The organism is Vagococcus acidifermentans, assembly GCF_003987655.1.
Taxonomy (GTDB): Bacteria; Bacillota; Bacilli; order Lactobacillales; family Vagococcaceae; genus Vagococcus_B; species Vagococcus_B acidifermentans.
Map to the genome: position 1 here is coordinate 1 of NZ_NGKC01000016.1, position 21,050 is coordinate 21,050.

The window sequence follows — 21,050 nt, forward strand, 5'->3', positions numbered from 1 at the left end:
TGCCAGAAACAAAACTTTTCATTAATTGATCATATTTAACGTTAGAAATATCCTGAATAGTCCATTTTAAATACTCCGATAAAGTCACAGTAGGTGTATAAAAACGAGAAAATGTTGTGCCGCTTCTACCTATATGATCTACCTTAATCAACTCTTTGTTCAATAACTGCCTAACAATCACCGGAACAGTATTTTTATTTAGCGAACTATTATTATCCAAAATATTTTTTACTGACAGAGCATTTTCGCTATTTAAAAAAATTTCCAGTATTTCTTTTTCTTTTTTTGTTAAAGAATTAATAATCATTAGAATATCTCCTTTGAATATAAATATATTTACAAGGTAAATTATATCAGTTGATAGTAGAAAAATATAGTCTATAGGATGACAGATTGTGGTTTACAAAGAAAAATAGCCGCACCCCTTTGTTTTATTGACACTCAGATTACTCAGTTTAAACATATAAAATATAACAATACTGCCATAATATTGTAGTGATATTTAAATGCAATACAAGATATTGACTTAAATACATAATGCCAGTGTTGTTGAAACAGGAGAAAATAATCAGAGATACTATTCCATAGTGATTCCGCTTATTGGACAAAGATTCAGCTTTATTAGTAATGTAACATTATTATTTGATGACAACTACGAATTGATTAGCTATTCTGAAGCATTGATTACTCAAACTGAAAATCATAAATTTATGATTACCAACTATCTTGATGGAAAAATGGTCGAACAAGATATTACCGACATAGACTTTCTTAATAACGATGAATGGCTTAGTTCTACGAGAAAGTATATTAAGTTTGAACACTAAAAGACTAGTGAGAGATTGTATAGTATTTTACACAATATTATGGACTTGACTAATTTTTTTCTCGGATTAACAGAAAACAATTTTTAGAGTACTATCATTAGTACTTGCATCAAAGTAAAGAAGCTGCTATATAAGTCATTGTTAGCAGTAGTAAGCATTGATAAAATTATAAATATAATAAACTGAGGTGATTTAATATCATTTTTTGGTGGTGGCACCACTGGCTGGTAATTGTTTCTGATATTCAAAAAATTTAGACATGAAGAGGAAACTATTTTTAGAAACCATTTTATTTTGGTTATTTGTTAAATGGTGTTAATGGGACAAAGCATATCATCTTTGCTGTGTCGGGTTGTCGTGACTTAAGCATATCAGAAAGATGATATGTTTTTTATTGTGCCAAAAAAAACAGGACAAATAAATCATTTTTTGATCTATCAGTCCTATTTATTATAGAGCCTCAAAAAGCAGGCAGCACCATTTGACGATACTACCCGCTTAACGTTTTATAATTGAGAGACAGTTCTAAAGGTGTACCCTTTCTTTATCAGCATTTTGATTAAGGGCTCCACGCCATTGGCCGTTGTTTTGTGGATGTCGTGCATTAAGATGATGTCACCGTTTTTGACATGCTGCTCCACTTTTTCAACTATTTTTTTGCCGTTGCGCACTTGCCAGTCCAGCGTGTCGATATCCCATAATGCCAGCCGCATACCGGGGACCGCCTGCACCACTTTCTGGTTGAAGGCACCGTAAGGCGGTCTCAGCAAGCCGGGCTGTTGACCTGAATGTTTAGCAATCAACTCATTAGTTTGGGTGATATCTTTTTGTATCTCTTTATCGGTCATGACCGACAAGTTGCTGTGGGCATAGCTGTGATTGCCTATTTCGTGCCCGTCATCATTGATACGCTTCAATACAGCCGGATACTTTTCTGCCATCGAACCAAGCACGAAGAAAGTGGCCTTGACCTTGTATTTTTTTAAAATATCCAATATTTTCACTGTACTGCTGTCGTTCGGTCCATCATCAAACGTTAATGCCACAACTTGCTGTTCGGCCGGTTCCGACTGCTGGTTAATCATTGACAGTTGAACCAGAAACTGTTCCTGCAGCGACTCGTTCCTGATGTATCCGATCAACTCCCTGAGATGGTCGCGCTCCACCCGCGGCAAAGATTGAACGACACTATCGTCGGAAATTGTTTGGGATAAAATCTGCTGGATTTCTTCAGATGTTCCGACTTGCAGCTCAGCACTCGACAGTGCCTGGTCGATGACTGCGCGGAAGGCATCATCCGGCAGGGTCTCGGCCTCTGTCCGCAAGTTTTTAACATCAGCCAGCGTCACCTGCTCCCGCACGGCTGCTTCCGGGACAAAGTGTTTGTCCGCCAGCGGCTGACCATTGAACAGTTCCTGCACACGAGTCGCCGCGAGTTGTTTTTCTTTTAGCGTTGCCAGCTGATGCTGACAATCCTGAAATGCCTTGACAAGCGATTGTTTCTGCTTGGCAAACCGGCTGTGTTCAGCGATCTTCAATTGGTCAGTTCGGGCAAGTGCGTCCCGGCTTGCCTGAAGGACACTATCAGCTGCCTCACGTGTCATTGTCTCAGACACAAACGCCGGATTTTCTGCATCTTGAAACGCTGTGATTTTCTTCTGAAGCCGCTTTGATGACGCCGTCAGTTCAGCCAGCTGTGCTTCTAATTGCTGGGTTTTCTTCTGCTGAAAAACAACCCAGCTACCTATTCCTATCATCATCAGTACAATAAAACTAATGACCCATTTCCATTTTTTTTGCATATGCCACCCCATCCTCACAACATCACTCTGCTCTCTATTCTACGCCAAAAAACTTTTGAATAACAGACATTTGTCCAGTAAATGAGGTTTTTCTTAAATGCACCTATGGACAGAAAGAGCACTTCAAGCGGATACCAGCAGTATCTTTTCAGTTTCATGCTGGTTCGGTCCAGTGGACAACAAACGCTATTTTGTATATCTGTTCGTTCCGATACAATTACCGCATTTCTCCCCGTGAAAACAGCTGTGACAGAGAAGGGCACCAGCCGCAAAGTTTTTCAGCGAATTCCCGCCGCTTGTCTTTGTCTCGTTTCTTTTTTATGCTACAATAAAGCCATTAGAACCATAAAAAAAGGAGAAGAACTATGAAAAACCAACCAAACAGAATGTGCTTCAAGCACGGTCTACTTGCCGGTGCTGTGACTGGTACAGTACTCGGGCTAGCCAGCGGCGTTCTTTTAACCTCTCTTTATTTCAATAAGAAAACCATTCACGCAGACACTATTTTGGAAACGGTCAAAAAAGCATTTCTCAGCGAAGGCCCCATCGAAGGGTCATGGATTCACTTGACCAAAGATCCTCTCCAACGGTTCGCAATCAAGACTCAAACTTATACCGGCGGCATTTCCCGGATGGAAGACGGGCAGCTGGTGCAATATGAATTTGTCGCTGATGCGTATACCGGTACTGTCTTGGACATTTACCGCCTGTAGCATGCCCGCCTGCTCCCTGTGTTTGTGCTTGCCTCATATCCTTTTAAAAAAACAGCCCTGCCGTCACGGTCAGGACTGTTTTTTTTAGTTAAAGGTCGCTTCCAAACGGTAAATCGGATGTCCTTTTGCAGAAAATTTTTCTTCGTACTCCGTCATAATATTGCCGGAAAAATCGCTGTTGTGCAAGTCAAGCCAGACTTGTTTCAGCGTCATCCCGTATTGGGACAAACTGGCCAGCGAGTATTCAAACAACCCCTGATTATCCGTTTTGAAATGAATCTCACCTTTTTGCCGCAGCAGATACTCATACGTTTGAAGAAATGTGTGATACGTGAGCCGGCGTTTTTCATGCCGCTTTTTCGGCCACGGGTCACAAAAATTCAGGTAAATTCTGTCGATTTCCCCCGCCGCAAAGTAATCTTTTAAATCAGCCCCGTCAACCAGCAGCAGCTGCAAATTCGGCAAACGCTCGTCAAGCTGTTTTTCAAGGGCTGAAATGATGGCGTTCATCTGCATCTCTACGCCGATAAAATTGATAGTCGGATGCGCCTTGGCCATTTCAACAATAAAGCGCCCCTTCCCGCTGCCGACTTCGACGTAAAGCGGCTGCTGGCTGTCGAAGCGTTCGTGCCATCTTCCGCGCCATTCTTCCGGATGCGTTAAAATATATTCGGGGTGCGCTGCAATCGTCGCTTCTGCCCCGGGTTTATGTCGTAATCTCATGGGTTCGTCCTTCCTAGAAAAAGACTCTTTGATTTGTGACCAAAGAGTCTTGCGTTAATAAGTGTAAATTTTTTTTAGCAGGGCGATGTAGCGGTTCATGTCGCCCAGTTCATATTTTCTGTGACTGCGTTTTATCTGCATCAGCAGATTCATGCCGCTGTACCAGTACACCCGGTCCATGATGTCGGTATTTGGTTTGAGACCGTACAGCTCCAGCCAGCTTTCCCATTGCGCCATCGGCACATACTGGCCGAGAATCGTTCCCAAATCAAGTGCCGGATCGGCCAATACGGAATAGTCCCAATCCACCAGATATAGTCTGCCTTCTTCCGACATCAGCCAGTTTTGATGAATGGCATCGCCATGGCAGGCACTGTAATAGATAGGGTGAAACGACGGCAAGTGGTCTTCAAGAAAGCGGAAGACCCGTGTCAAGTAATGGTTGCCTTTTATATCAGCCGGCAATTGCTGGGAATAATCGGTCAAAAAGTCAAACGCGCTTTTTTCCTCGCCGCCCATTTTTCGAAGCATGGTCCGCAATGAATCTGAATGGTGCAGGTGATGCAATATGCGCGCTGCTGCTTCGCTGGTCCTCAGCTCATTCGGTGTCAGCTGCCGGCCGTCAAGCCATTCCTGTGCTGTCAGGACATCGCCGTTGCCCGTCCGTTTTGTCCAAAGCAGTTTAGGCGTCAGTCCTTCCCGCGAAAGAGCCGCTAAAAAAGGAGTTGAGTTGCGCTTGATGAATGCCCGGTCACTTTCTTTAGTGCCTTTATACGCTTTGCCGGTGTCTCCTTTAATCGGCTGTAACCGCCAATTTTTATCAAATTTAAAATCCATGATTTTCTTCTCCGCTCAAATCTTCCAAACTTTTTCTTCTGCAAAATAAAAAACCCATCTCGAAAAACAGAGGAATACTCAAAACAGTATACCATAAATTATGGCCGATTTCCTTAATTGTCTTATTTTCCTGCTATTTTTTTTAACCTGACCGGCAAATAAAACGTGACAAACAGCCAAACTTCCGCAAAAATCAGCACTGTAATAATCAAGCCGTCACGTGTCACGCCCAGCGACAACAAGCTGACAGCCGCCAGCACTACGCCGACACTCGTTAAGACCACACTCAACAACTTGACGACCGCATGTTTTTTCTGATGCGGGTCGACCGGGTAGAGCTTTGTCAGAACCATGTAATCAAACTGATTGTAAATCGGCAGCAGCTGAAAGGCAATGAGATAAATCGCCATTAGTGCTGATAACAGCGCCGGCCAAAAATCGGCGGTCATCAACAGCAGTAGCACCGCCAGAACGGTCAGACGCACGGCCAGTCCGAGAAAGTCATTGCTCCGAAGGAATACCCGGGCATACAGGTACACATACACATTGGCTGAATCGTGTTTGATTTTCCCGAGGACCGCATCGAAGTAACGCCGGCGTTTGACCTTGCCCACAATGCCGGGAACATCGGTAAACAAATTGATGAACGCATACAGCCGCTTCAGGCGCTGATTTTCAAGATCAATCATCGTTTCCCAGTCCAGCGGTTTTTCTTTCATTGTAGCCGCACTTCTGACAAACATCAACAAGCAGACTGCCGCTGCAATCACGACTCCCAACACTGGGATGACATACAGGCTGAGAGCGATGGAGACCAGACTGCCGGCCAGCCAAACAAGACGCGACAGACGGTAAACAGACTGATTGTCTAAATATATCCCCTGTAACTGGACCAGTAGACCGGCTGCTTTTAACGCCCACAATACGATGATAAAAAAGAAAAAGTCAGTGAATGTGCGTCCTGTCACTGCGACGTACAACGGCATCGCCGCACTGCAGACAAGCAAAAGCAGGACAAACGGAACAATCAGCGAATAGAGATAAGCCCGTTTTAAGTAACCGGCCATGTCCCGTTCCTTCGGCAGCAGAAAAACAGCATCCGCCTCTTTGGTCAGCGTCGCCAGTCTGCCGCTGAACAGTACCGCGAACCACAGTACGCCGATCAGCGGGCGCCCCCAAATAAACTGCGGTGTCAGCTCCTTTACCAAATCAGCGTAAAAAAGCGCCAGTCCGCCTAAAGCAATGCCGCAAACGATCATGAAATGGTCATTGAAAATATATTTCATGAACCGCATCATCTTGAATTGATGACGGCGGCACCGCTGCTGAAAAAAAACAGTCATCAGTTGCCAGCCCCCTCTTCTGCCGTCAAAGCAACATAAATATCGTCTAGTGAGGAGTCCGGCAAATGAAACTCTTCCCGCAATTCGGCAATCGTGCCGGCCGCACGGACTCGTCCCTCATGCAGCACAATGAACCGGTCGCAGTATTTTTCAGCTGTCGACAAGATGTGCGTTGACATCAGCGTCGCAGCACCGGCCTGCCGTGTCTGGCCGATTAGTTCCAGCAGGGCATTAATCGCCAGCGGGTCCAGTCCGAGAAACGGCTCGTCAATGATGTAAAGCGACGGCTCCACTAAAAATGCGCACAGTACCATGACTTTCTGTTTCATCCCTTTGGAAAAATTAGCCGGAAACCATTCCAGCTTGTTGTCCAGACGGAATGTCTTGAGCAGCCTTTCCGCCCGTTTTTGAGCCGTAGCCGCCGGGATGCCGTATGCCATCGCCGTCACATCGATGTGCTCCTGCAACGTCAGCTCCTCATAAAGAGCCGGTGTTTCGGGAATATACCCGATTTTTTTCCGGTAACTTTCCGGATGGCTTTTCAGTGTTTCGCCGTCAAGGCTGATATGTCCTTTCTGAGCGCTTAACAACCCGATGATATGTTTGATGGTCGTGCTCTTCCCGGCACCGTTCAGTCCGATAAGTCCCACCAGCTCGCCAGGCTTTACTTCAAAGCTAATATCTTTCAAAACAGGTACATGGCCGTAACCGCCTGTCAAATGTTCCACTTTTAAACTCATGCACACATTCCCTCCAGCTCGTTCTAGAAAGATTATAGCATAGATTGATTTCACAATAGAATAATAATACGGCTAATTCTTTTCATTCTGATGTTTTTTTGGTAATGTTAAGGAAAGGAGGAATAGTCATGACAGATTGTATTTTTTGCAAAATCATAAACAAAGAAATTCCAAGCTATCCTGTTTACGAGGATGAGGAGGTCTACGCCTTTTTGGACATGACCCAAACCACGAAAGGCCACACACTGCTTGTGCCTAAAAAACACGTCACGGATATCTTTGAGTACGACGCCCAATTAGCTGAAACAGTGTTCTCCCGCGTGCCCAAAATCGCGAAGGCCATGGAAAAAGCATTCCCGGAAATGGCAGGACTGAATGTCGTTAACAACAACCGCGAAGTTGCCTATCAGTCGGTCTTCCATTCCCATGTACACTTGCTGCCGCGTTACAGCAAACAGGATGATTTCAAAATGACGTTTGCTGATAATTCCGCCATGTACCCGCCGGAAGAAATGACGAAAATCGCTGATGCCATCAACGAACAGGTGAACTAGATGAGTGCCGGACGATTCATGACAGGATTAGTATTCGGCGCTTTTGTCGGCGGTGCGGCAGGTCTCCTGCTGGCGCCTCGCAAAGGTCGGGAAACCCGTGAACAGCTGAAGAAAGAATTGACAGATACCATCGAACTTGGGACGACGATTCAAGAAAGTTACCAACACGTCACCGAGCAGGCAGCCGAACTGGCCGAGATGAGCCGTGAGCTGATACCGCCGCTTGCTAAAGAAACCAAACAGCTGGCAGCTGACTTTCGTTTTAAAACCGAGCCGCGTTTCAACATAATAGCCGAACAAATCGAAAAAATAAAAAAAGAAACCGACGCTTATCAACAGACGATAAAAAATCTATAAGGTTTTTTAGCTTTTTTGAAAGAGTGTTGAAGAAATGTATCAAAGAATTGAAATTTTTTTGAAATTCATTTTTAACCGTTTTTTTATTTTTGAGAATATGCTATAGTTAAACACATGACGACACAGATTATTTGATATTAAATTTTTAAAACGAAATGGAAGTGCCTAAATGATTGGAAAGAAATTTAAAGTTGCTGCATTGGTGCTGCTAAGCACTGTTGCACTCGCTGGTTGTTCTAGTAGTAAAGATGTAGTTTCAATGAAAGGCGGAGCAATTTCCGAGCAGGATTTTTATGAAGAACTGAAAAACCTTTCAACCTCTTCGCAAGTACTGCAGTCAATGATTATCAGCAAAATTGCCGAAGACAATTACGGCGACAAAGTAACGGATAAAACCGTTGACAAAGAATTCGACAAAATGCAGGAACAATACGGCGGCAAAGATGCCTTCGAGTCGATTTTGAAACAAAACGGGCTGACAGCCGCTACCTATAAAGAGCAAATCAAAAAATCGCTGGCTCAACAGGAAATGCTGAAAGCACATATCGACATCACAACAGATGATTACAAAGAAGCATGGAAAACATTCCATCCGGAAGTGGAAACACAAATCATCCAAGTGGAAAAAGAAGATACAGCGAAAAAACTGCTGGAAGACATTAAAAAAGACGGCGACTTCAGCAAAATCGCCAAAGAAAACTCCATCGAAGCTGTAACCAAGGAAGATGGCGGCAAAGTGAAGTTTGACTCTACTGCTACGACCACACCGGCGAATGTCGCTATTCCGGATGCAGTGAAAACAGCTGCTTATAAACTGGAAGACGGCAGCGTCTCCGATGTGATTGAAGTCGAAACCGCAGCAGCTGACGGCTCCAGCTCAAAATCTTACTATATTGTCAAGATGGTTAAAAATCAGAAAAAAGGCAATGATTACAAGCCATTCAAGAAACAGCTGAAGAAAATCATCGAAGAACAAAAATTGGCTGATGCCACATTCCAGCGCGAAGTCCTGCAAACAGAACTGGAAAAAGCAAGTCCTAAGATTAAAGATGAACAGTTCAAAGATATCTTAGCTGACTATCTGCCGGAAAAAACAGAAGACTCCTCAACAGACAAATCGTCTGAAAAAGAGAACACAAAAGAGTCTTCCACAAAAGAATCGAAATAACCACTGATAAGCGGCCTGCTCAACAACAGCCGCTTATCTTTTTTTGACAAAAAAAAAGAAACCCGGCTAGCCGAATTTCCTTAATTGATTTCCCCTTCAGCGCAATCGTCAGTAAACTGAACCTCGACTGCATTTGTCAATATATCTGTATAGCTGTAAGAGACTCTTTCAAAGGCATTTTCATCCTGATCCAGATCAACAACAAATACAGAATGATAAGTTTCAGAAAGAACCCCTTTACGCTCAGTTTGTTTTTTACGCCCAGTCTGTGCCACTAATTTAATCTTGCTGCCCACTTTGCACTCTAAATCTTTCTTTATCGTCGATAAACTTGCTACCATGCAATCACCTCAATGTGAATTATAACACATTTTGCCAAAAATAACAAATTTTACCACAGTTACCTTTTATAAGCAACTTATTTTTTCATTATTAAAAAAAATCTCATTTTCATTAGTTTGCAAATGTCACGAAGAGAACGTGGCTTTCTTATGTCATATAGTTTTTAAATTTTCGTTTGGCGCGATCAAGGCCGCTTTTCACTTTCGTTTCCGGACATCTTAACTCACTGCTGATTTCATTCAATTCTTTCCCGATGAGATAGTTTGCAAAGACTTCCCTTTCAAAAAAAGACAGTTGTGTGTGAAATGTTGCCAAGTGTTCTCTGACGGTGACATGCTGAAAACTGGTCAGTGCCTGGGGGTCTTCACGCGTGTAGAAGAATTCGCCCTGATACTCCAGCTTTTCATCAAGGGAGGTCACTGTTCTGTCGATTCTGCGTTTCAATGCCTCCTGCCTGCGAAGCAAACTGAAAACATGCCGCTGCAAATTCATTTTATAAAAAAATCCAAATGTCAGTCCTTGATCAAATCGATAGGTGTTCACTGTCTGATAACAGACTATCCGGCTTTCCTGAAGCCAGTCATCCTGTTCAAAATCTTTCAGGTAGTATTTTCTTTGTAAACTATAGACAATCGGCTGATATTTTTCGCAAAGCCAGACAAACGCATCCCGATCGCCGTCTTTGGCTTTTTTGATGTAGTCCTGTTCTGCTGAGTCCATAGGTTACCCCCACAAAAGAAAGCGCTTTTCTCTTCGTCCCTGTAAGAATAACACTAAATAAAAAAAACAAAAAGAGAACTTTCGTTCCGTTTTTGTTTTTTATGATTCCAGTTCATCAAAAATGCGCTGCAGTTGTTCAAGTTGACTGACAGACCAAGGGGAATTGCGCCGGATTTTTTTATTGTGATGATTTCTGGCACTTTTTAAAATTTTTTCTTCTGTCTCTTTCACGCTTTTATACAGTTCCCGGGCCGACATTCGCAGCGCCCCTTTGGAAAAAATCACCCACTGCTCCGCCAAATCACTGGTTGCCACCCGGACATGTGTCAAGGGGTTGATGCACAAGCCCGCTTCCCGTTCAATGTACGTGTCTGCGGTTTCCTCTTCTTTAGTAAACACGACCGTCAGTCCGTATTTATCATAAGTCTGCTGGATGCCCGGCACCAGCTGCGCATCAAACACCACAATAATCGTCAGTCCGACAAACTTAGCATAGTTGGACAGTTCAAATAACAGCAAATCCCGCGCATCTTCCAGACGATTTTGTTTTTTCAGTTTCTGCAGTTCAGGCCATTGACCGATCATATTATAGCCGTCCACAAATAATACTTGCCGTTTCACTTTATTTGCCTCTCCTATATCTAAATTGGGTGTCTTTTGCGGTACACTTCGTACATCAGCAGACCGGCTGCCACACCGGCATTCAAACTTTGCACATGGCCGGTGATCGGAATGGTCAGCATTTCGTCTGCCTCTTGTTTCAACAGCTTGCTCATGCCCTTGCCTTCGTTGCCGATAATCAGTGCAATCGGACCATCCACCTGCCATTGGCGATAATCCGTACCTGACATGTCCGTCCCGTAAACCCAGAACTGCTCGCTTTTTAATTTCTGAATCGCACGAGCCAGATTAGTGACACGGGCAACGGGAACATGTTCGACCGCACCTGTTGATGTCTTGGATACAACCGAGGTGATGCCCACGGCGCGGTGTTTAGGAATAATGATGCCGTCAACACCGGTGGCATCTGCCGTCCGCAAAATCGAACCGAAATTGTGCGGGTCCTCCAGACTGTCTAAAATCAGCAGAAAAGGCGCCTGTTTAGCTGACAGTACCTTATCAAGCAAGCCATCCAAATCATAGTATTCATACGGCGTGACACCGAGCACGACTCCCTGATGCACCTGACCGTCGCTCAGCAAATCGAGCTTGTTTTTAGGGACCCACTGAACAGGCACAGCAGCCGACACGGCGGCTGCTTTCAGTGCCTCAATTTTTGTTCCCCTGGCATCCTCCTGAATGAATAATTTGTTGCCGCGTCTGGCATCAAGCGCTTCTGCCACCGCATGTCTGCCAAAAACGAACTCGCCTTGCTGCGGAGCATCTGCCGGCCGCTTTTTCCTTCCGGCAGACGCTCTAGATTTTTTATGTGATTCTTTCGTCATGTTGTTTTTCTCCTATTTGTGTGATACACCACTGCATCAGCTCCGACAGACGTTCCTCTTGATCGGTCAAGTGCAGATAACCGACTAATGCTTCAAAACCGGTTGACGAACGATAAGTCGCCACGTCGGCATTTTTGGCAATCGTATGACTTTTGGCATTTCGTCCGCGCCGGTACATCGCCGCTTCTTCTTCTGTCAGCCAGTCATTTGCCAAAAGCTCCTGCATCAAATAATGCTGCGCCTTGGCCGACACATAGCTGGTCGCTTTTTTATGCAGCACGTTCGGTCGTGTCTGACCGCTTCTTATCAGATAGTCGCGGACAAATACTTCATACACCGCATCCCCGATATACGCCAACGTCAGTCCGTTCAGCTGTCTAAAATCCTTACCTGCCGTCATTTTATCCGGCTCCAGCGGGTTCCTTGAGGCGTGTCTTCCAGTATGATGCCTTGGGCTTTCAGCAGGTCGCGGATGTCATCGCTGCGGGCAAAATCTTTGTCTTGACGCGCTTTCTGACGTTCTGCAATCAGCTGTTCCACATCAGCAGCCAATAACTCCGGTGCCTCATCAGCCAGTGTGATGCCGAAAACAGCCATCAACTCGCTCAACAGCCGCCGGCCCTCTGACAATACCTTGCGCGAGACTTCATCGCGGCCGCTGTATTGATTCAGCCACTTCACCAATTCGTAAACGACCGTGATGCCGTTAGCGGCATTAAAGTCATCGTCCATTTCTTTGATGAAGCGTTCGTTGATGACGGTCAGCTCTGCCAGATGTTCCACGTCATCCGGCAGCTCATCCGCGCTGTCGGTCAATCTGAAGCCGCTGTTTTTAAAACTGCCGGTCACCCGTTTCAGGTTCGCTTCCGCTTCCTTCAAGACTGTGTCGTTAAAGGGCATCGGACGGCGGTAGTGCGTCGTCGACAGCGCAAACCGGACGATTTCCGGTGCTACCGATTCCATCAGCTCGTGGGCTGTCACGAAGTTGCCCAAAGACTTGCTCATCTTTTCCCCGTTCTCGCCAACCGTCAAATAAGCATTGTGCATCCAGTAATTGGCAAAAGGCTTGCCTGTTTTGGCTTCACTCTGGGCAATTTCATTTTCATGGTGCGGGAATTCCAGATCCTGGCCGCCGCCGTGGATATCAATCGTATCCCCCAGATGTTTTGTCGCCATGACAGAGCACTCGATATGCCAGCCCGGCCGGCCTTTCCCCCACGGCGATTCCCAGAAAATTTCGCCCGGTTTGGCCGCCTTCCACAAGGCAAAGTCCAGCGGGTCTTCTTTCTTCTCCTGCTCGGCCCCAGTCCGCTGGCTGGCGCCTACTTCCAGTTCGTCAATCGTCTGATTGCTTAACTTGCCGTAAGAATCAAAACGCCGCGTCCGGTAATAAACATCCCCCTCTGCCTCATAAGCAAAACCTTTGTCCAGCAGAACTTGGATAAAGGCAATAATATCAGGTATATGGTCCACAACCCGCGGATGTTCGCAAGCCGGCCGCACATTCAACTTGCCGGTATCTTCCTTAAATGCCGCAATGTATTTATCTGCCAGCTGCTCAGGCGTCACCTCAGCTTCCTGCGCCGCTCGAATGATTTTATCATCGACATCCGTGAAGTTGGAAACATAATGGACCTCATAGCCCCGGTACTCCAAATACTTCCGAATCGTGTCAAATGACACCGTGCTTCGGGCATTGCCGATGTGAATGTAATTATACACCGTTGGTCCGCAGACGTACATTTTGACCTTTCCCGGTTCGATCGGCTGAAATGTTTCTTTCTGCCGTGTCAACGTATTATAAATTTTCACTCTTTCTCACCTCTTCAATTTTTTTCCCGTAAATCCGGACAACGCGTGCCGGGAGTCCGACCGCTGTCGCGCCTTCTGGTATATCAGTTAAGACGACTGCTGCCGCGCCGATTTTGGCGTTTTCGCCAATCGTGACCGGCCCCAGTATTTGTGCATGCGCTGAAATCATCGCGCCTTTTTTGACGGTCGGATGCCGCTTACCTGTATGATTGCCCGTACCGCCTAATGTCACCCCGTGAAACAAAACGACGTCATCTTCCACCACAGCTGTTTCGCCGATTACCAGTCCCATCCCGTGGTCAATGAAGACGCGTCTGCCGATTTGCGCGCCGGGATGAATCTCAATCCCCGTCACAAAGCGTGCCAGATTCGAATGGCAGCGCGCTAAGAAAAACCAGCCATGCCGGTACAAGAAATGGGATAGCCGGTGTGCCCACAGTGCATGCAGACCGGGATATGTAAAACATATTTCCAGTGTTGTCCGCGCTGCCGGGTCGTTCTTTTTCACTGTTTCAATATCTTCCCTAATGTGCAAACTCCCACCACCTTCCAGTAAAAAAAAAGACGCCTATCAGCCGGTTGCCGGCTAAAAAGACGTCGTATTACGTGGTTCCACTTTTCTTTGCAAAAGGAGTTGTCCTTTTGCCTCTTGGATAATGTAACGTTTATCAACCGTCTCCGGATACTCATTTCCCCGAAGCCACTCTGAAGGGCATTTCGAAATAGCCGCTGCCTGTTTCCACCACCCACAGACTCTCTTAAAACGAACAGATTTCTACTTCTCTTCTCACTGTGTTTGTTCTTTGACTTGCTGAATGTGATTCAGCACTTTTTCTTGTCCCAGCAGTTTGATTGTTTCAGCCAGCTCCGGACCGTGCATTTGGCCGCTGACTGCGACACGAATCGGCATAAACAAGTTTTTGCCTTTGATGCCTGTTTCCTTTTGAATCGACTTGATGAGTGCCTTGATGTCAGGTTCGGTAAACTCGGCCAGTCCGGAAATTTTTTCCTCAAATGCGGCCAACACTGTCGGTACTGTTTCGCCGGCCATGATTGCTTTCGCATCATCGTCCAGCGTCAATGTGTCATTGAAAAACAAGTCGGACAGTGCCACGATTTCGCCAATGTAGCTCATCTGAGGCTGATACAAACCGACCAACTCCTGCACCCAGGCCAATTTTTCCGGTGCCGGCGCTTCTTCAACCAGTCCGGCTTTTTGCAGGAAAGGCAGTGCCATCTCTGTCACCTTTGGCAGCTCAAGCTGTTTAACATACTGATTGTTGATCCACTCCAGCTTTTTGTTGTCGAAAGCTGCCGGCGACTTGCTTAAACGATTGGCATCGAAGAGCTTGATCAGTTCTTCCTGGCTGAAAATTTCCTCTTCTCCGCCCGGTGACCAGCCAAGCAGAGCGATAAAGTTGAACATCGCTTCCGGCAGATAGCCTAAATCACGGTACTGTTCGATAAACTGCAAAATCGTCTCATCACGTTTGCTGAGCTTTTTGCCTGTTTCGCTGTTGATGATCAGCGTCATATGGCCGAAAGCCGGCGGTTCCCAGCCGAACGCCTCATAAACCATCAGCTGCTTCGGTGTGTTGGCGATATGGTCATCGCCGCGCAGGACGTGTGTGATTTCCATCAAGTGGTCATCCACCGCCACCGCAAAATTATACGTCGGCATGCCGTCGCGCTTCAAAATGACAAAGTCGCCGCCGACACTGTCTGATTCAAAAGTAATGTCGCCTTTTACGATGTCGTTGAATGTATAGTCTTTGTTTCTCGGTACTCTGAAGCGGACTACCGGTGTGATGCCCTGTGCTTCTTTTTCCGCCTGCTCTTCAGGGGTCAAGTGGGCACATTTCCCGGAGTAACGCGGGATTTCACCGCGCGCACGCTGCGCTTCGCGGTCTGCTTCAAGCTCTTCTTCCGTGCAGTAGCACTTGTAGGCGAGGTTGCTTGCCAAGAGCTGGTCCACCAGCGGAAGATAAATATCAGAGCGTTCAGATTGACGGTAAGGCCCATACTTTCCCGGCTTATCTGGAGACTCGGACCAATCAATATTCAACCATTTCAGGTTGTCCAGCTGACTTTTTTCGCCGCCTTCGATATTCCGCTTAGCATCTGTATCCTCAATACGGATAATGAATTCTCCATCATGATGTTTAGCAAATAAATAATTAAACAATGCTGTTCTGGCATTGCCGATATGCAGATGGCCGGTCGGGCTCGGTGCATAACGGACGCGAACTTTCTTCGTCATGTCATTACCTTCCTTATCGTCATTTTACTATAGATTGTATTACATAGAATTGTACAGGCAAATCCCCAATTAGTAAAGGAGGGAAATCCTGTCTATTTTTCTGTATTTTCAGTGAGACCTTTTTGCGAGTGCGACGGTTTGGCAAAAATCATTCTGCCGGCAGCCGTCTGCAGCGCGCTGGTGACGACAACTTTAATCGTCTGATTCATGTAATGCTTACCGTCTTCAACGACAACCATCGTGCCGTCATCCAAATAGGCGACACCCTGCTGCCGTTCAGTCCCGCCCTTAACGACCATGACTGTCATGGTTTCTCCGGGGATCACGACCGGCTTAACTGAATTTGCCAGCGCATTGATGTTCAAAACAGGGACATTTTGAAACTCGCTGACCTTGTTCAAGTTGTAATCATTTGTCACGATAACGCCGTCAAGCAGCTTGGCCAGCTTGATAAGCTTGCTGTCGACTTCCGAGATATCTTCAAAATCGCCGTCATACATCTCCACAAAAATATTTTCTTCTTTTTGCAATGAATTCAAAATGTCCAGTCCTCTTCTTCCGCGGACACGCTTTAGACTGTCGCCGGAATCGGCGATATACTGCAGCTCGTATAAGACGAAATTAGGAATCAAAAGAACCCCTTCAAGAAACCCGGTCTTGGCGATATCATAAATCCGGCCGTCAATGATAACACTTGTATCAAGGATTTTATATTTATGAAAATTATCCGTGACTTTGCGTTCGAGTACGTCTTCCGCACCTTTTTTGGCCCGGGGTGTCATCAGTTTGCGCAAGTCGTCTTTGCGCGAAGTCCCGACGTACAGTCCCAAATAGCCGAACAGCAGCATCATGGCAATCGGCAGCATCAGGCTGATTGCATATAAAGGAATCGACACCAGTGCGCCGACAACCAGCCCGACAATCATGCCGGCACTGCCGAAGATGATGTCGTACAAACTTTTCTCGCTGAGAATTTTTTCAATACTCTTGATGAGCTGTGACAGATATGAATAGGTGATGAATGCAAGTATCAGAAAAATAAGTGCTCCGATCGTTCCGTCAATGATTTTATTATTTAATAAACTGATGTGGGAGATTCCCAGCAGCTCCCAAACCGGCGGCAGAAAGGAAATACCCAGACTAACACCCACGAGAGTCATAAACAAGAGATAGATTTTCTTTTGCATCTGCCAGCCTCCTTTCTTGTTAAATGTTTAAACGCGGGCACTACTGCTGAAAAATCAGCCGCAGTGCCTCTGATATAGTGGTGACACCGACGACGGCGACATCTGTCGGCGGCTGCCACCCTTGCAAATTGTTCACGGGAATGTATATTTTTTTAAACCCGAGCTTGCGTGCTTCATTGACGCGCTGTTCAATCCGGTTCACCCGTCTGATTTCGCCTGTCAGGCCAATCTCGCCGATGAAACACTCTTCCGGCGACGTCCCTTTGTCTTTGTAACTGGATGCAATGCTGACCGCAATCGCCAAATCGATTGCCGGTTCATCCAGCTTGACACCGCCGGCCGCTTTGAGATAGGCATCCTGATTTTGCAGCAGCAGTCCGGCCCGCTTTTCGAGTACGGCCATAATCAGCGATACCCGGTTGTAATCCAGACCGGTGGCAGTACGCTTGGCATTGCCGAAAACGGACGGTGAAATCAATGCCTGGACTTCCGCTAAAATCGGTCTCGTTCCTTCCATGGAAACGACAATAGCCGACCCTGTGGCGCCTTCCAGCCGCTCTTCCAAAAAGGCCTGGGAAGGATTGGTGACCTCGACCAGCCCTTTTTCACTCATGTCAAAAATACCGATTTCGTTCGTCGAGCCGAAGCGGTTCTTGACGGCCCGCAGAATACGGAAGGTGTGGTGGCGGTCGCCTTCAAAATAAAGCACCGTATCCACCATGTGCTCCAGCATTCTCGGTCCTGCCAGCGAGCCTTCTTTCGTGACGTGACCGACGATAAAAATCGCGATTTGATTCGTCTTGGCGATCTGCATCAATTCGGCAGTCGTTTCGCGAACTTGGCTGACACTGCCTGCCACACTGGTCAGCTCCGGCTGAATCATCGTCTGAATCGAGTCAATGATGACGTAGTCCGGTTTGATGCTTTCGATGGCGTCGCGGACAGCGCCCATGTCTGTTTCCGCATAAATATAAAAATCACTGCCCCCGTTTTCTAAACGCTCCGCACGCATTTTGATCTGTTCAGCGCTCTCTTCGCCGGACACGTAAAGGACGTCGCCTTGAAGTTTGCTTAACTGCTGGGATACTTGCAGCAGCAGGGTCGATTTGCCGATACCCGGGTCACCGCCGATCAACACCAGCGAACCCGGTACAACACCGCCCCCCAGAACCCGGTTCAATTCGTCCATCTCAGTCGCCAGCCGTGGTTCTTTGCGGGATTGAACAGCCGACAATTTCTCAGGCCGGCTTTTTTGGCCGGATAAACTGACGCGGCTGTGCCGTGTCGGTTTGTCCTCGATTTTTTCTTCTACCAGCGTGTTCCACTGACCGCAGTTTGGACAGCGTCCCAGATATTTAGGGGAGATATAGCCGCATGTGTGACATACAAACTGTGTTTTTGCTTTTTTAGCCAAACAGATCCTCCTTTAACAGCCAAACTTCCGACCAACACTATTTTATCATAAATATTCTTTTTCCATACACAATATCCATTGGCAGTCTTAATTATTTTCCGGAAGAGCCGAATCCCCCCGAACGGACCGCAGACGCGTCGTCCTGATCGGCTTTCAAAAACGGCAGAAAAATCCCCTGACCGATGCGTTCGCCCTTGCGGATCAAGGTGTCCGTCAAGCCGAAATTCAGAAACTGGAACATGATATGGCCTTCATTGTCCGCATTGTTGTAATAGTCGCTGTCGATGATGCCGACACCATTGGCCAGCAGCAGAAACTGTTTGAGCGGATTGCTCGAACGGTTGCAGAGCTGCAGAAATTCATCCTCGCCCATATAAGCTTTGACGCCTGTCGGAACCAATGTCGGTTTCAATTGTTTCAGCAGTTCGTCCTCCAGAAAAATCTGCTCTCCCTTGAGTACTGCTTGCAGCGCCTTGGCAGCACCTGATTTCCAAATGCTTGGCACAAGGCAGTCTGCCGCTGCTTCAAAATCATACCCGGCAGCCGCCGCTGTTGCTCTAGCCGGCAGCCGAATATCTGTAAACGTGCTGACACGTTCAAATCCTCTTTTTTTCTCCATAGGTTACCCACCTTACTTTTTTCTTTCTCTCTTATCCTACATGATTGCGGGAAAAATAAAAAGAGTAAGTGATAAAACACCTTACTCTTCTTCATATTCATCATCAAAATCGCTTGTGTTGATTTGCGTCAGACGCGAAACCATCTTCCGTTCACCCAAGACCAGCGGCACGTGTTCGACAATCACGTCGCTATATTCCAGACCGAACCAACGGACCGGGTCGAACGCAATTTTCTTTATTGCCAGCTTTGCCTGCATGACCAGTGTATCCAGTGTACTCAGTGACGTCACGCGTGTCAGCTCTTCACGAATCATCACGAAGGCAAAGTCGCCGACATCCCGTCCTTTGATAATAGAATACTCCTGAGGCTGGCGCGGCAGCCGGCCGTCAGCCATCAAATCATTGACGATTTGCCGCAGATAGATGTTGACCTCCTGACTCACGCGGAAACCAAGACGAAGCTGGACATTGACGATGAAGTCCGTATCCATCATGTCCACATAGTATTCTTTCGTGTACGGCTGGTCAGTAACAAAGACGTTGACAAACCAATAGACTTTAGCTCGTTTCGGCCGTTTGTCCAGCAGGGAATATAAAATTTCCTTGTTGACCTTGTGCCCTTTGATTTTTGTTGTCAGAAAAACAATGTTCGTCTGTGTCTGCGGAACGCGGGTGTCATTGCGCAGGCGGTCAATCTGATCGACATAGTCATAGATGGAGACCCGTTGCGACGAATTCTCCTCAATCACATTGCCGCGGTGCCAAATCAGCATGATGCCGAGAATAATCAGCGCAATCAGCACTGCCACATATCCGCCGTGCAGGAATTTTGTGGCACTGGAAATGAAAAAGATACCTTCAATAAACGCAAAGAATCCGAAAATACTGAACGCCAGCAGTTTTGGCACATGACTTTGCAGCAGATAAAACAAAATTAAAATCGTCGTCATCAGCATGGTAATCGTGATAGCCAGTCCGTATGCCGACTCCATGTGAGCGGATGTCCTGAAGTAGAGCACAATGCTGATACAGACAAGCAGCAAAATCGTATTGACTGACGGAATGTACAGCTGGCCTTTCTGCTCGGTCGGGTAAATAATCTTCAGCCGCGGCAGCAGACGCAGTTTAATCGCTTCGGACACCAGCGTGTAAGAACCGGATATCAGCGACTGCGAGGCAATGATGGCGGCCACTGTGGCGAACACGACACCGATGACCGTGAACTCTTCCGGCATCATGCGGAAGAACGGATTCAACATGTCGATACTTTGATAGTACGCATCATTTTTGATTCGCAGCAGCCAAGCCGCCTGTCCGAAATAGTTCAATGTCAGCATCACTTTAATATACGGCCAGCTGACACGGATGTTTTTCCGGCCAGCATGGCCCAAGTCGGAGTACAATGCTTCTGCACCGGTCGTAGCCAGGAAGACACTGCCCAGAATAAAAATACCAGCTTTGTTTTCCGGCGATACTAGTACTTTAATCGCGTAATACGGATTCAACGCGCGCAGCACGGAAAGATTGTCCGTAAAGTTGATTAGTCCCATCAAACCCAAAAAAGTAAACCAGCAGAACATGACCGGACCGAATGTGCGTCCGACAGCTTGTGTACCGAAGCGCTGAATCATGAACAGCAGGAAAATAATGCACACTGTAATCACGATAATCACTTGCTGATTGTCGCCAAAAGCGGCATAGAACTGCGGGATGCCGCGCAGCCCTTCAATCGCTGTCGTCACTGTGACGGCAGGTGTCAAGGCACCGTCCGCCAGCAAAGCCGCCCCGCCGATCATCGCCGGGAACAGGAGATATTTGCCTGACTTTCTGACCAGTGTGTACAGCGAAAAAATTCCGCCTTCGCCATGGTTATCTGCATTTAACGCAATCATGACATACTTGATACTAGTCAGCAGTGTCAATGTCCAGAAAATCAGCGACACTGCCCCAAGAATAAAATCTTCGGAGATTGTTGCCAGCCCGCCGTTGCCTTCAATGATTGCTTTCATTACATACAGCGGACTTGTACCGATGTCGCCGTAAACCACACCCATCGCAATCAAGGCACCACCCAATTTAAAGGTGTCCATCTGCTGTTTGGTTTGTTTGCTCATTTTTTCTTTCCTTCCAATCAAAAATGAAACCAGCTCGCAAGAGTCGGTTCCTGATTATTCAGACATCACATC

At 46.6% G+C, this 21,050-nt stretch carries 22 protein-coding genes and 1 other annotated feature; of the genes, 4 read left to right on the forward strand and 18 right to left on the reverse strand.

Annotated elements, in window-relative coordinates:
* Both CBF27_RS11805 and CBF27_RS11810 read right to left on the reverse strand, forming a co-directional pair.
* Positions 1-307 (reverse strand): BlaI/MecI/CopY family transcriptional regulator (locus tag CBF27_RS11805; RefSeq protein WP_126814563.1); only part of this gene is annotated, 307 nt, incomplete at its 3' end.
* Between the two features lie 1,026 nt (positions 308-1,333).
* Complete coding sequence (locus CBF27_RS11810) at positions 1,334-2,629, reverse strand: polysaccharide deacetylase family protein (RefSeq protein ID WP_170175106.1); 1,296 nt, start codon at positions 2,627-2,629, stop codon at positions 1,334-1,336.
* 365 nt (positions 2,630-2,994) lie between these two features.
* On the opposite strand from CBF27_RS11810, the gene CBF27_RS11815 reads away from it, so the two are divergent.
* Positions 2,995-3,342, forward strand: a complete 348-nt coding sequence (locus tag CBF27_RS11815; RefSeq protein ID WP_425469927.1) for a PepSY domain-containing protein — start codon at positions 2,995-2,997, stop codon at positions 3,340-3,342.
* Between the two features lie 84 nt (positions 3,343-3,426).
* Here CBF27_RS11815 and trmB read toward each other — a convergent pair whose 3' ends face one another.
* From trmB to CBF27_RS11835, 4 genes are all read right to left on the reverse strand, one after another.
* On the reverse strand, positions 3,427-4,065 hold the full coding sequence (trmB, locus tag CBF27_RS11820) for a tRNA (guanosine(46)-N7)-methyltransferase TrmB (RefSeq protein ID WP_126814567.1): 639 nt from the start codon (positions 4,063-4,065) through the stop codon (positions 3,427-3,429).
* Positions 4,066-4,119: 54 nt separating this feature from the next.
* The gene (locus tag CBF27_RS11825) at positions 4,120-4,905 is read right to left on the reverse strand and encodes a phosphotransferase family protein (RefSeq protein WP_211334662.1); all 786 of its coding nucleotides are present in this window, start codon (positions 4,903-4,905) and stop codon (positions 4,120-4,122) included.
* Between the two features lie 119 nt (positions 4,906-5,024).
* Positions 5,025-6,245, reverse strand: a complete 1,221-nt coding sequence (locus CBF27_RS11830) for an ABC transporter permease (RefSeq protein WP_126814571.1) — start codon at positions 6,243-6,245, stop codon at positions 5,025-5,027.
* Complete coding sequence (locus CBF27_RS11835) at positions 6,245-6,985, reverse strand: ABC transporter ATP-binding protein (RefSeq protein WP_126814573.1); 741 nt, start codon at positions 6,983-6,985, stop codon at positions 6,245-6,247. The genes CBF27_RS11830 and CBF27_RS11835 overlap by 1 nt, the downstream gene beginning before the upstream one ends.
* Before the next feature lie 128 nt (positions 6,986-7,113).
* Between CBF27_RS11835 and CBF27_RS11840 the strand changes: the two genes are divergently transcribed.
* From CBF27_RS11840 to CBF27_RS11850, 3 genes are all read left to right on the forward strand, one after another.
* A complete protein-coding gene (locus CBF27_RS11840) occupies positions 7,114-7,539 on the forward strand; it encodes an HIT family protein (RefSeq protein ID WP_126814575.1) in 426 nt (141 codons plus the stop codon).
* Positions 7,540-7,896: a YtxH domain-containing protein gene (locus CBF27_RS11845; protein ID WP_126814577.1), complete on the forward strand. Its 357-nt coding sequence runs from the start codon at positions 7,540-7,542 to the stop codon at positions 7,894-7,896.
* 169 nt (positions 7,897-8,065) lie between these two features.
* The gene (locus CBF27_RS11850; protein WP_126814579.1) at positions 8,066-9,064 is read left to right on the forward strand and encodes a peptidylprolyl isomerase; all 999 of its coding nucleotides are present in this window, start codon (positions 8,066-8,068) and stop codon (positions 9,062-9,064) included.
* A gap of 80 nt (positions 9,065-9,144) precedes the next feature.
* Here the strand turns inward: CBF27_RS11850 and CBF27_RS11855 are convergent, their stop codons facing one another.
* From CBF27_RS11855 to CBF27_RS11910, 12 genes are all read right to left on the reverse strand, one after another.
* Positions 9,145-9,405 (reverse strand): Veg family protein, encoded by a 261-nt coding sequence (locus CBF27_RS11855; protein ID WP_126814581.1) that lies wholly within the window; start codon positions 9,403-9,405, stop codon positions 9,145-9,147.
* Between the two features lie 148 nt (positions 9,406-9,553).
* Positions 9,554-10,126, reverse strand: coding sequence for a sigma-70 family RNA polymerase sigma factor (locus tag CBF27_RS11860; protein ID WP_126814583.1), 573 nt, complete (start codon positions 10,124-10,126; stop codon positions 9,554-9,556).
* A gap of 99 nt (positions 10,127-10,225) precedes the next feature.
* Positions 10,226-10,747: an NYN domain-containing protein gene (locus tag CBF27_RS11865; protein ID WP_126814585.1), complete on the reverse strand. Its 522-nt coding sequence runs from the start codon at positions 10,745-10,747 to the stop codon at positions 10,226-10,228.
* 20 nt (positions 10,748-10,767) lie between these two features.
* A complete protein-coding gene (rlmB, locus tag CBF27_RS11870; protein ID WP_126814587.1) occupies positions 10,768-11,571 on the reverse strand; it encodes a 23S rRNA (guanosine(2251)-2'-O)-methyltransferase RlmB in 804 nt (267 codons plus the stop codon).
* On the reverse strand, positions 11,552-11,971 hold the full coding sequence (locus CBF27_RS11875) for a Mini-ribonuclease 3 (RefSeq protein WP_126814589.1): 420 nt from the start codon (positions 11,969-11,971) through the stop codon (positions 11,552-11,554). The genes rlmB and CBF27_RS11875 overlap by 20 nt, the downstream gene beginning before the upstream one ends.
* Positions 11,968-13,383 carry a cysteine--tRNA ligase gene (cysS, locus tag CBF27_RS11880; RefSeq protein ID WP_126814590.1) on the reverse strand — a complete coding sequence of 472 codons (1,416 nt, stop codon included), beginning with the start codon at positions 13,381-13,383 and terminating at the stop codon, positions 11,968-11,970. Before cysS ends, CBF27_RS11875 begins: the two co-directional genes overlap by 4 nt.
* A complete protein-coding gene (gene epsC, locus CBF27_RS11885) occupies positions 13,370-13,918 on the reverse strand; it encodes a serine O-acetyltransferase EpsC (RefSeq protein WP_126814591.1) in 549 nt (182 codons plus the stop codon). Before epsC ends, cysS begins: the two co-directional genes overlap by 14 nt.
* Before the next feature lie 52 nt (positions 13,919-13,970).
* Positions 13,971-14,183: a binding site (T-box leader), on the reverse strand.
* A complete protein-coding gene (gene gltX / locus CBF27_RS11890) occupies positions 14,171-15,643 on the reverse strand; it encodes a glutamate--tRNA ligase (protein ID WP_126814593.1) in 1,473 nt (490 codons plus the stop codon). Its footprint overlaps the feature before it by 13 nt.
* A 92-nt stretch (positions 15,644-15,735) precedes the next feature.
* Positions 15,736-16,830: a PIN/TRAM domain-containing protein gene (locus tag CBF27_RS11895; RefSeq protein WP_126814595.1), complete on the reverse strand. Its 1,095-nt coding sequence runs from the start codon at positions 16,828-16,830 to the stop codon at positions 15,736-15,738.
* Positions 16,831-16,870: 40 nt separating this feature from the next.
* The gene (gene radA, locus CBF27_RS11900) at positions 16,871-18,244 is read right to left on the reverse strand and encodes a DNA repair protein RadA (RefSeq protein WP_126814597.1); all 1,374 of its coding nucleotides are present in this window, start codon (positions 18,242-18,244) and stop codon (positions 16,871-16,873) included.
* A 91-nt stretch (positions 18,245-18,335) separates the two neighbouring features.
* Complete coding sequence (locus CBF27_RS11905) at positions 18,336-18,863, reverse strand: dCTP deaminase/dUTPase family protein (protein ID WP_126814599.1); 528 nt, start codon at positions 18,861-18,863, stop codon at positions 18,336-18,338.
* 81 nt (positions 18,864-18,944) lie between these two features.
* On the reverse strand, positions 18,945-20,978 hold the full coding sequence (locus CBF27_RS11910) for a KUP/HAK/KT family potassium transporter (protein ID WP_126814601.1): 2,034 nt from the start codon (positions 20,976-20,978) through the stop codon (positions 18,945-18,947).
* Positions 20,979-21,050: the final 72 nt, after the last annotated feature.

Bases quoted from the DNA above. Each gene is read 5' to 3' on its own strand.
- CBF27_RS11810 (WP_170175106.1), bottom strand. From the start codon at position 2,629: ATGCAAAAAAAATGGAAATGGGTCATTAGTTTTATTGTACTGATGATG.
- CBF27_RS11815 (WP_425469927.1), top strand. From the start codon at position 2,995: ATGAAAAACCAACCAAACAGAATGTGCTTCAAGCACGGTCTACTTGCC.
- trmB (WP_126814567.1), bottom strand. From the start codon at position 4,065: ATGAGATTACGACATAAACCCGGGGCAGAAGCGACGATTGCAGCGCAC.
- CBF27_RS11830 (WP_126814571.1), bottom strand. From the start codon at position 6,245: ATGACTGTTTTTTTTCAGCAGCGGTGCCGCCGTCATCAATTCAAGATG.
- CBF27_RS11835 (WP_126814573.1), bottom strand. From the start codon at position 6,985: ATGAGTTTAAAAGTGGAACATTTGACAGGCGGTTACGGCCATGTACCT.
- CBF27_RS11840 (WP_126814575.1), top strand. From the start codon at position 7,114: ATGACAGATTGTATTTTTTGCAAAATCATAAACAAAGAAATTCCAAGC.
- CBF27_RS11845 (WP_126814577.1), top strand. From the start codon at position 7,540: ATGAGTGCCGGACGATTCATGACAGGATTAGTATTCGGCGCTTTTGTC.
- CBF27_RS11850 (WP_126814579.1), top strand. From the start codon at position 8,066: ATGATTGGAAAGAAATTTAAAGTTGCTGCATTGGTGCTGCTAAGCACT.
- CBF27_RS11855 (WP_126814581.1), bottom strand. From the start codon at position 9,405: ATGGTAGCAAGTTTATCGACGATAAAGAAAGATTTAGAGTGCAAAGTG.
- CBF27_RS11860 (WP_126814583.1), bottom strand. From the start codon at position 10,126: ATGGACTCAGCAGAACAGGACTACATCAAAAAAGCCAAAGACGGCGAT.
- rlmB (WP_126814587.1), bottom strand. From the start codon at position 11,571: ATGACGAAAGAATCACATAAAAAATCTAGAGCGTCTGCCGGAAGGAAA.
- CBF27_RS11875 (WP_126814589.1), bottom strand. From the start codon at position 11,971: ATGACGGCAGGTAAGGATTTTAGACAGCTGAACGGACTGACGTTGGCG.
- gltX (WP_126814593.1), bottom strand. From the start codon at position 15,643: ATGACGAAGAAAGTTCGCGTCCGTTATGCACCGAGCCCGACCGGCCAT.
- CBF27_RS11895 (WP_126814595.1), bottom strand. From the start codon at position 16,830: ATGCAAAAGAAAATCTATCTCTTGTTTATGACTCTCGTGGGTGTTAGT.
- CBF27_RS11905 (WP_126814599.1), bottom strand. From the start codon at position 18,863: ATGGAGAAAAAAAGAGGATTTGAACGTGTCAGCACGTTTACAGATATT.
- CBF27_RS11910 (WP_126814601.1), bottom strand. From the start codon at position 20,978: ATGAGCAAACAAACCAAACAGCAGATGGACACCTTTAAATTGGGTGGT.